Annotated in this window: 13 protein-coding genes; 11 read left to right on the top strand and 2 right to left on the bottom strand. The window is 33.6% G+C overall.

The genetic code is table 11. The annotated features are described in order from the left end of the window. On the bottom strand, nt 1-670 hold a 670-nt coding region (locus MK115_RS08560), incomplete at its 3' end, for an FtsW/RodA/SpoVE family cell cycle protein (RefSeq protein WP_287610751.1). A gap of 266 nt (nt 671-936) precedes the next feature. On the opposite strand from MK115_RS08560, the gene MK115_RS08555 reads away from it, so the two are divergent. The 11 genes from MK115_RS08555 (at nt 937) to MK115_RS08505 (ending at nt 8,287) form a co-directional block, all read left to right on the top strand. Next, complete coding sequence (locus tag MK115_RS08555) at nt 937-1,413, top strand: ATP synthase (protein ID WP_032518128.1); 477 nt, start codon at nt 937-939, stop codon at nt 1,411-1,413. Nucleotides 1,414-1,436: 23 nt separating this feature from the next. Beyond that, the gene (gene atpB, locus MK115_RS08550) at nt 1,437-2,162 is read left to right on the top strand and encodes a F0F1 ATP synthase subunit A (protein ID WP_011863567.1); all 726 of its coding nucleotides are present in this window, start codon (nt 1,437-1,439) and stop codon (nt 2,160-2,162) included. 164 nt (nt 2,163-2,326) lie between these two features. Further along, the gene (gene atpE / locus MK115_RS08545; RefSeq protein WP_002805169.1) at nt 2,327-2,572 is read left to right on the top strand and encodes an ATP synthase F0 subunit C; all 246 of its coding nucleotides are present in this window, start codon (nt 2,327-2,329) and stop codon (nt 2,570-2,572) included. Between the two features lie 68 nt (nt 2,573-2,640). Further along, nucleotides 2,641-3,102, top strand: a complete 462-nt coding sequence (locus tag MK115_RS08540; RefSeq protein WP_011819069.1) for a F0F1 ATP synthase subunit B' — start codon at nt 2,641-2,643, stop codon at nt 3,100-3,102. Next, nucleotides 3,099-3,611: a F0F1 ATP synthase subunit B gene (locus MK115_RS08535; protein WP_025882323.1), complete on the top strand. Its 513-nt coding sequence runs from the start codon at nt 3,099-3,101 to the stop codon at nt 3,609-3,611. Before MK115_RS08540 ends, MK115_RS08535 begins: the two co-directional genes overlap by 4 nt. Next, a complete protein-coding gene (gene atpH / locus MK115_RS08530; RefSeq protein WP_025930851.1) occupies nt 3,611-4,153 on the top strand; it encodes an ATP synthase F1 subunit delta in 543 nt (180 codons plus the stop codon). The genes MK115_RS08535 and atpH overlap by 1 nt, the downstream gene beginning before the upstream one ends. A 30-nt stretch (nt 4,154-4,183) precedes the next feature. Next, the gene (gene atpA / locus MK115_RS08525) at nt 4,184-5,701 is read left to right on the top strand and encodes a F0F1 ATP synthase subunit alpha (RefSeq protein ID WP_011863563.1); all 1,518 of its coding nucleotides are present in this window, start codon (nt 4,184-4,186) and stop codon (nt 5,699-5,701) included. An 18-nt stretch (nt 5,702-5,719) separates the two neighbouring features. Beyond that, on the top strand, nt 5,720-6,670 hold the full coding sequence (locus tag MK115_RS08520; protein WP_025946391.1) for a F0F1 ATP synthase subunit gamma: 951 nt from the start codon (nt 5,720-5,722) through the stop codon (nt 6,668-6,670). Nucleotides 6,671-6,686: 16 nt separating this feature from the next. Then, nucleotides 6,687-7,013: a 2Fe-2S iron-sulfur cluster-binding protein gene (locus tag MK115_RS08515; protein ID WP_011819064.1), complete on the top strand. Its 327-nt coding sequence runs from the start codon at nt 6,687-6,689 to the stop codon at nt 7,011-7,013. Continuing rightward, the gene (locus MK115_RS08510; protein WP_025926987.1) at nt 7,010-7,201 is read left to right on the top strand and encodes a DUF8621 family protein; all 192 of its coding nucleotides are present in this window, start codon (nt 7,010-7,012) and stop codon (nt 7,199-7,201) included. Before MK115_RS08515 ends, MK115_RS08510 begins: the two co-directional genes overlap by 4 nt. Before the next feature lie 27 nt (nt 7,202-7,228). Continuing rightward, nucleotides 7,229-8,287: a DUF3326 domain-containing protein gene (locus MK115_RS08505; RefSeq protein ID WP_287610747.1), complete on the top strand. Its 1,059-nt coding sequence runs from the start codon at nt 7,229-7,231 to the stop codon at nt 8,285-8,287. Here the strand turns inward: MK115_RS08505 and nadE are convergent. Beyond that, on the bottom strand, nt 8,284-9,008 hold a 725-nt coding region (nadE, locus tag MK115_RS08500), incomplete at its 5' end, for an NAD(+) synthase (RefSeq protein ID WP_287610746.1). The two genes, MK115_RS08505 and nadE, sit on opposite strands and share 4 nt — an antisense overlap.

The raw sequence follows: 9,008 nt of genomic DNA, 5'->3' as shown, positions 1-9,008 counted from the left end.
ATGAGCAAAGAGAGCTAAGTTTTACTCCTCCACATAAACCCATTACCCAAAGAAGAATTCCAGTTAATGATGCAGTACTTAAATTAGGCTGTTTTAATATTAATAAAATTAATAAACCAAAGGATATTATTGAAAGTAATTTTTTATCATTCTTTATTAGATTCCAATGTGCGAAAAGATTAGAAGCTTCTAGAATTAGAAAAGGTTTAATTAATTCAGATGGCTGCAGACGTAAATTGCCAAGCACTAGCCATCTTGAAGATCCATTAACTGTAATTCCAGTAAGATTGGTAAGGAAAATCAAAAAGAATAAAATATAAAAAATAATTCTTGAAAACTTTAAAAGATTTCTAATGTTTGTATTAAGTACGAAATAAAATAAACCAATTCCTGGAATTGTCCAAATGATTTGTTTTTTTAAGAAGTAAGCCCAATTTCCCATTTCCCTACTAGCCACCCACCAACTTGATGATCCTAGTATGCATATTCCTAATATTGACCAAATTCCAATGATGACAATGAGGATTTTTGCTTCATAAGGCCATATCGCCCAAGGTAAGGGAAATATAGACTCTGTTAAATTGCTGAAATTTTTTTTGTAATTAGAACTAAAGGTTTTTTTTCTTTTAGAAATTCTTTTATATTTTATTTTTTCTTGACTTATCTCCAATTTTTTAGATGTATATGTACTATTGAGACGTTTAATTGAGATTTTGCCAAGTCTTTTATTAACGTTTTAAAGTGTTAAAGCAATTAAAAAGATGACTTTTCATAAATTTTATTTTTGAAGAATAAAGTAAAAAATGGTCTACAGATTCATCATAAATCTTAAGAATTAATTTTTTATAAAAAAAAACTAGCTAAAAGGCACCTCTCCGTGATAGATTCCGTGAGTTTATATACTTACTTAAAACCATTCAGAGGGGTTTCTAAACTATGTTCACATCAGTGGACTCAAATAGAAAAAAACTTGAGCATCCTTCTAATGAGAATGTTCAATTTCCTCAATCCCTGAATAATTCGATCATCAAAGAAAGTAAATCTGGCATTGCCAATCAAATAGATAATTTGCTTTCTCAAAATGATGAATACACAAAATTGCAATTAACAATTTTTGGAATTACTTTTATTGTTTCTATTTTATTAGCATCAATAACTGGAATTTTTCTAGGATTTACTTTTGGTTTTAGTATTTTTATAGGTGCAATTGCCGGCATTTTTTACCTACGTTTGCTTGCCAAAAGTATAGGGAAACTTGGTAAAGAATCATCAGGTGTATCAAAATTGCAACTATTAGTTCCAGTTTGCCTCTTTATTTTTGCGAGCAAGCTAGGATCTTTGGATATTTTTCCTGCAATGATAGGTTTTTTCATTTATAAGCCTTCACTCATTCTTTATTTTTCACGTTCTTAAGTAAATTTTTTTATTCAAAACAAATGTTTTTTAATTCCTTGCTAACAAATTTTGCAGCATTAGAAGTTGGTCAACATCTTTATTGGCAAATTGGAAATATCAGACTTCATGGGCAGGTATTTTTAACATCTTGGATTTTATTAGGAGCGTTATTAGTTTTTATTTCTTTAGGAACTAAAAAAATGGAAAATGATCCTAAAGGCCTTCAAAACTTGCTTGAGTTCCTCTGGGATTACATAAGAGATCTTGCTAGGACGCAAATAGGTGAAAAAGTTTATAGAGATTGGATGCCATTTATAGGTACTTTATTTTTATTCGTCTTTGTTAGTAATTGGGGAGGAGCTTTAATTCCTTGGAGATTGATTAAGTTACCAAGTGGAGAATTAGGAGCACCTACTGCAGATATCAATACAACTATAGCCTTGGCTTTATTGGTTTCACTTTCTTATTTCTATGCAGGTTTAAGCAATAAGGGTTGGAGATACTTCGAATACTATGTTCACCCAACTCCAATTATGCTTCCTTTCAAAATTCTAGAGGACTTTACGAAACCTTTATCACTCTCTTTCAGGCTATTTGGAAATATTTTGGCTGATGAACTTGTTGTTGGTGTTCTAGTCTTTTTAGTTCCGCTAATTCTCCCAATACCTGTTATGTTCCTAGGATTATTTACTAGTGCAATTCAGGCATTGATTTTCGCAACTTTAGCGGCCTACTACATTGGAGAAGCTGTTGAAGAACATCATTAGCTGTCTTCTAATACATTCAGACGCTTTTACAAAGGGTCTGTAATCTGGCAAAATATCTAATCGCGTAGGTCTGAAAATATCAGACCCATTCTTAAAACAAAGGATGTCCAAGCGTGTATGACAACAAAGATTATCACAAGTATTAAGCTCTTTATTTCAAAATTATGGATTCGATTACTTCCGCTGCATCAGTTGTAGCTGCTGGTTTAGCAGTTGGTCTAGGTGCTATTGGCCCAGGTCTTGGACAAGGTAACGCAGCTCAAGGTGCTGTTGAGGGTATTGCCCGTCAACCAGAAGCTGAAGGTAAAATCAGAGGAACTCTTCTTTTATCTTTCGCTTTCATGGAGTCATTAACAATTTACGGATTAGTTGTGGCTTTGGTACTACTTTTTGCGAATCCTTTTTCCTAAAAGTTAATATTGCTTCTAATCCTTATTAGCAATATTTAAATTTAATTTTTTAACTTCAACTGAATCATATGTTGGCCTTTAATTTTTTTGGTGCTACAGAAGGTGGATTATTTGATATAAATGCCACTTTGCCACTAATGGCGATACAAGTAGTTGCGCTTACTTACATATTAAATTCTCTCTTTTTTAAGCCTGTTGGCAATGTTGTAGAAAAAAGAGAAAAGTTTGTAAGTAATAATATTATTGAGGCCAAAAATAAACTTTCTGAGGTTAAAAAATTAGAAGCTGATTTATTAACTCAGCTTCAAAGTGCTCGTACAGAAGCCCAAAGAATTGTGAGCGAAGCTGAGAATGAGTCTGACAAGCTTTATAAAGAAGCACTAGAACTTGCTAACAATGAAGCAAATGCTTCAAAAGAAAAAGCAAGACTAGAAATTGAAAGTCAGACGTCTGCTGCTCGTGATCAACTTTCTAAACAGGCTGATGATCTAAGCGAACTTATTGTTAATAGATTGATTCTAGAAAAATGAATTTAACTCTTTTAGCTACAGAAGGTTTTGGATTGAACTTCAATTTATTCGAAACTAATATCCTTAATTGGGCTGTAGTAGTTTTCGGTCTTTATAAATTTTTGCCTGGTTTCCTAGGTAAAATGCTTCAAAAAAGGAGAGAAGGAATCCTTCTTGAATTAAAAGATGCTGAAGATCGACTCCTAAATGCAACTCAAGCTTTAGAAAAGGCGAAGAAAGATTTATCTTCAGCAGAAGAAAAAGCTTCTCAAATAAAAGCAGATTCCCTTAAAAGATCTGAATCAATCAGAATGGAAAGTGAGAAAAAAGCGATAGAGGAGATGGCACGAATTAAACAAAGTGCAATCTCTGATGAGAGCTCTGAAGCATCCAGAGCAATTTCTCAACTTCGAAAAGAAGCTGTTGAACTGGCAATTAAGAAAGCTTTAGATTCTCTCCCAAATCGACTTGATAAAACAACACAAGAAAATTTGGTAACTCAATCAATTAACAATATTGAGGTGAACTAATGCCACTTTTAAATTCAGTTACTACACCATACGCAGAGGCATTACTTCAAGTTGTGAATGAAAATTCGCAAACTGAAGAGATGGTTTCTGAGGTTAAACAACTCTTGGAATTAATAAATGATTCCCCTGAATTGGAGAAGGCACTATCCTCTCCCATTTTAGAGACAGATGCTAAGAAGAAAATCATTATTGAAATTTTTTCAAATAAGGTTAATTCTTCTTTACTGAATTTCTTAAAATTATTGGCCGATAGGCAAAGAATTGGAATCCTTACTTCAATTCTTGATAGGTTTTTAGAGATTTACCGAGAAAATAGTAATATTGCTTTGGCAACTGTTACTTCTGCAGTCGAGCTTACTGATGAACAGAAAGGTTTAATTACCAAAAAGATCATCAATATTGCTGGAACAGAAAAATTAGAACTTGTAACTAAAATCGACCCATCTCTTATTGGTGGTTTCGTCGCCAGTGTAGGATCAAAAGTAATTGATGCTTCTCTTGCTTCACAAATAAGAAAACTTGGCTTATCTCTTTCCAAGTAACTTTTAAATCAACCTTAAATTCTTAAATCCATGGTATCTATACGCCCTGATGAAATCAGTTCAATCTTAAAACAACAAATAACTGATTATGACCAATCTGTAAGTGTTAGCAATGTAGGAACTGTTCTGCAAATCGGTGATGGCATTGCAAGAATATATGGCTTAGATCAGGTCATGGCAGGTGAGTTATTGGAATTTGAGGATGGTACCGAAGGTATAGCTTTAAATCTTGAAGATGATAATGTTGGAGCCGTTTTAATGGGAGAGGCACTTGGTGTCCAAGAAGGAAGTAACGTTAAGTCCACAGGTAAAATCGCATCTGTTCCAGTTGGTGAAGCAATGCAGGGGAGAGTTGTTAACCCTCTCGGACAACCAATAGATGGGAAAGGGGAAATTCCAACAAGTGATACTAGATTGATTGAAGAAATGGCTCCTGGAATAATCAAGAGAAGATCAGTGCATGAACCAATGCAAACAGGTATCACATCTATTGATGCAATGATTCCTGTTGGAAGAGGTCAAAGAGAATTAATTATTGGTGATAGACAAACTGGAAAATCTGCAATTGCTATCGACACAATAATCAACCAAAAAGGTCAAGACGTAGTTTGTGTTTACGTAGCTATTGGTCAGAAGTCAGCATCAGTAGCAAACATCGTAGAGGTCTTAAGAGAGAGAGGAGCCCTAGATTATACAGTCGTAGTTAGTGCAGGAGCTTCAGAACCAGCTGCTTTACAGTACTTAGCACCTTATACCGGTGCAGCAATTGCTGAACATTTTATGTATCAGGGTAAAGCAACACTTGTTATTTATGATGATCTAACAAAACAAGCTCAGGCTTATAGACAAATGTCTCTTCTTTTAAAAAGACCACCAGGAAGAGAGGCTTATCCAGGAGATGTTTTCTACTTACACAGTAGATTGTTAGAAAGAGCAGCAAAACTTTCTGATGCTATGGGAGGGGGCTCTATGACAGCTCTTCCAATTATTGAAACTCAGGCAGGGGACGTTTCGGCTTACATTCCAACTAATGTTATTTCAATTACAGATGGACAAATATTCTTGAGTGCAGATTTATTTAACTCAGGATTAAGACCAGCTATTAATGTTGGTATTTCTGTTAGCCGTGTTGGAGGAGCCGCTCAGACAAAAGCAATTAAAAAAATTGCAGGAACTTTAAAATTAGAACTCGCACAGTTTGATGAACTAGCTGCTTTTTCTCAATTTGCATCTGATCTTGATGAAGCAACTCAGCAACAACTTGAAAGAGGCAAAAGACTAAGAGAGTTATTAAAGCAACCTCAATTCTCTCCGCTGAACCTTGCAGAACAAGTTGCAGTTGTTTATGCAGGAGTTAAAGGTCTTATTGATGAGGTTCCTGTTGAAGATGTTACTAAATTTGCAACTGAACTTAGGGAATACCTAAAGTTAAATAAAGCAGAATTTATAGAAGAGATTCTTAAAGAAAAGAAATTAAATGATGGATTAGAAGCGACACTAAAAGAGGTGATAAATGAAGTTAAATCATCAATGCTTGCCACAGTTTAAATTTATTTAGGAGATACCATGGCAAATCTTAAAGAGATTAGAGATCGAATCGTTTCCGTTAAAAATACAAGAAAAATAACGGAGGCCATGAGACTTGTTGCAGCTGCAAAAGTTAGGAGAGCTCAAGATCAAGTTCTTAAGAGTAGACCTTTTGCAGATAAACTTGCACGAGTCTTAGAAAATATTCAATCTAGAGTACAATTTGAGGCTGTCGACTCTCCTCTATTATCCAAGAGAGAAGTAAAGAGTATCTCCTTGGTTTGTATAACTGCGGATAGAGGTTTATGCGGTGGTTACAATACAAATATTATAAAAAAGGTAGAAATAAGATACGCAGAATTAGTCAAACAAGGGTATCAGCCAAATTTAATTTTGGTAGGGAAGAAAGCTATTGGATATTTTCAAAATAGAAAGGATAGATATGTAATTAAAAGTACTTTCAAAGAACTAGAACAGGTACCCACAGTCAAGGACTCTGAAGGAGTTACAAATGAGATTTTAGCTGAATTTCTTTCAGAAAATTCTGATAGGGTGGAAATTATTTACACGAAATTCATCACTTTAGTTAGCTGTGCCCCTGTCGTTCAAACACTATTGCCACTTGACCCTCAAGGAATTGCTGAGGAAAACGATGAAATTTTTAGGTTGACTACAAAAGATAGTAAGTTACTTGTTGAAAAATCAAATATTGAAAAAAGTGATTCAGAGAAGTTGCCATCAGATATTGTTTTTGAACAAAGTCCTGATCAACTATTAGATTCGTTATTACCATTATATTTACAGAATCAGGTACTAAGAGCTCTTCAAGAGTCGGCAGCTTCAGAACTCGCTTGCAGGATGACTGCTATGAATAATGCGAGTGATAATGCTAAAGAATTAGCAAGTACTTTGAATCTAACCTATAACAAAGCCAGACAAGCAGCTATTACTCAAGAAATATTAGAAGTTGTAGGAGGTTCAGCAGTTTAGCAATAAGATTTAGGATATGCCTGAATACAATATCAAAGTTCAATTTGAGCAAAAGACTTTTAGTTTTTTATGTTCTGAAGATCAAGATATTATTTCAGCGGCAAAAATGAATGGAATAGATTTACCAAGTAGTTGTTGTTCAGGAGTTTGTACAGATTGTGCATCCATGATATTGGAAGGATCCGTAGATCAGGAAGATGCTATGGGATTAAATGATGATTTACGGGAAAAGGGCTTTGCACTTTTGTGTGTAGCATACCCCAAGTCAGATTTGAATATTGTTATTGGTAAAGAAGTCGAAGATGATTTATATAATGATCAATTTGGTAAATATCAAAAATGAAATTAAGTTCAGTTGATTATTATTTAGATTGGCCAGTTTCAATAAAATTAAAAAATTTAAGGGAATTTATCATTGCAAATTTAGAAAAAAAAGGTGATTTAATTCGATGGTCAATTGTTGATATTCAAAATTCTATTGACTCTTTTGGAACAAAAAAACTTAAAATTAAAGCTGTCTTAGCTAATTAAAAAATATAAATTGAAATATTTTTAATAATGGAAAATTCACCAACAATATTCATTGTTCCAACTGGTATTGGTTGTGAAGTAGGAGGTTTTGCTGGGGATGCACTTCCTACCGCTAAATTATTAGCATCGGCAAGTGGATGTTTAATTACTCATCCAAATGTTATGAATGGCGGTACTCTTTCTGAAAAAGATAAAAATATTTTTTATGTTGAGGGTTATAGTTTAGACCGACTTGCTAAAGGAGAAATCGCTTTAAAAAGGGTAAAGCAACAGAAAATTGGGATAATTTTTGATTCAGCCATTGAAAAAGAAATATTAGTAAGACATTTACAAGTTGCTGATGCATGTGTTTCTACTTTAGGGATTAATGTTCATTCTTATGTGATTACAAAAAAGCCATTAAACATAGTTATTGATTCTGATTCTTCAAAAATCAGTGGTGGCACAATTGAAAATCCTGATACTCTAATTGATGCTGGAAAATGTTTAATAGAAAAAGGAGTTACGGCAATAGCAATTGTGGCAAAATTTCCAGATGATTCAGATTCTTTAGAAACAAATATCTATCGAGAGGGGAAAGGGGTTGATCCTATTTCTGGAGTCGAAGCAGTTATAAGTCATTTAATAAGCAAATTTTTAAAAGTTCCCTGTGCTCACGCACCTGCTTTAAATCCAATTGAATTGAATGAAAATTTAGATCCTCGTGCAGCTGCAGAAGAAATAGGATACACTTTTTTACCATCTGTACTGATTGGTTTAAGCAATGCACCTGACATTGTTGAATTGCCTGCTAAAAATGAATCAATCTCACTACACCCTGATCAGATTGAATCTATTGTTGTTCCTAATGGAGCACTAGGTGGAGAAGCAGTACTAGCAGGGATTGAAAAAGGTTTAAATATTATCTCTGTAAAAAATCAAAATACATTAAAAGTGACAAATGAGTTTTATGATTATCCCAATCTTTTTGAAGTGGATAATTATTTAGAAGCTGCAGGCATAATTCTTGCTATCAAAAAAGGTATCAACCTTGATTCAGTTAAACGGCCTTTAAAAAAAATCCAACAGTGTTCTTATAGTGATTAATAAGATATTGCTATGGGAACTCTCCAGTCACTTCCTAATGATTGACTGCTTAGTTTTAGGATTGGAGGAGCCTGCTTTCTTTTAAATTCCGCTTTTTTTATGAGTGAGATAATTTTTAAAATTAAATCTTTTTTATAACCATCTTCTTCTAGTTGTTGTAAATCTTTTTTCTCTTCAATAATTCCTTTAAGAATATTATCTAAAATAGAATAAGGTGGGAGAGAATCAGTATCTAATTGATCAGGACCTAATTCGGCACTTGGAGCTTTCGTACGTATATTTTCTCCAATTATATCTACACTAGTATCTAACATATATGACTTTCTACGATTAATTGAATCTTCACTATCAAGCCAATTGCATAATTTAAAAACATTAGTTTTATATAAATCCCCAATTACCGATAATCCCCCATTCATATCACCATAAAGTGTGCAATATCCTACGGCCAGTTCTGATTTATTGCCTGTTGAGAGTAACAAATGCTTTTCTTGATTTGCTAAAGCCATAAGAAGTGTGCCTCTTATCCTTGACTGAATATTTTGATTTGTTATTTCAGCCATCTCGAAAGATAAGTTTTTTATAAATGATTCTTCAAAAGAGGTCATCAAGTTTTCAATTGGAATGCTCTTAAAACTTATCTTTAATCTTCTTGCTAAATCTTTTGCATCCCTTTTTGAATGAGAGGAACTCCACTTAGAGGGCATTGAAACGCAGTAAA

It is taken from the genome of Prochlorococcus sp. ALOHA_ZT_50, from assembly GCF_022447305.1.
GTDB lineage: Bacteria > Cyanobacteriota > Cyanobacteriia > PCC-6307 > Cyanobiaceae > Prochlorococcus_A.
The sequence above is the reverse complement of the archived record's forward strand: the minus strand, read 5'-3'. Positions and strand labels throughout refer to the sequence as shown.

Excerpts from the sequence above, each read along its gene's own strand:
- MK115_RS08555 (WP_032518128.1), top strand. The coding sequence starts at position 937 with ATGTTCACATCAGTGGACTCAAATAGAAAAAAACTTGAGCATCCTTCT.
- atpB (WP_011863567.1), top strand. The coding sequence starts at position 1,437 with ATGTTTTTTAATTCCTTGCTAACAAATTTTGCAGCATTAGAAGTTGGT.
- atpE (WP_002805169.1), top strand. The coding sequence starts at position 2,327 with ATGGATTCGATTACTTCCGCTGCATCAGTTGTAGCTGCTGGTTTAGCA.
- MK115_RS08540 (WP_011819069.1), top strand. The coding sequence starts at position 2,641 with ATGTTGGCCTTTAATTTTTTTGGTGCTACAGAAGGTGGATTATTTGAT.
- MK115_RS08535 (WP_025882323.1), top strand. The coding sequence starts at position 3,099 with ATGAATTTAACTCTTTTAGCTACAGAAGGTTTTGGATTGAACTTCAAT.
- atpH (WP_025930851.1), top strand. The coding sequence starts at position 3,611 with ATGCCACTTTTAAATTCAGTTACTACACCATACGCAGAGGCATTACTT.
- atpA (WP_011863563.1), top strand. The coding sequence starts at position 4,184 with ATGGTATCTATACGCCCTGATGAAATCAGTTCAATCTTAAAACAACAA.
- MK115_RS08520 (WP_025946391.1), top strand. The coding sequence starts at position 5,720 with ATGGCAAATCTTAAAGAGATTAGAGATCGAATCGTTTCCGTTAAAAAT.
- MK115_RS08515 (WP_011819064.1), top strand. The coding sequence starts at position 6,687 with ATGCCTGAATACAATATCAAAGTTCAATTTGAGCAAAAGACTTTTAGT.
- MK115_RS08510 (WP_025926987.1), top strand. The coding sequence starts at position 7,010 with ATGAAATTAAGTTCAGTTGATTATTATTTAGATTGGCCAGTTTCAATA.
- MK115_RS08505 (WP_287610747.1), top strand. The coding sequence starts at position 7,229 with ATGGAAAATTCACCAACAATATTCATTGTTCCAACTGGTATTGGTTGT.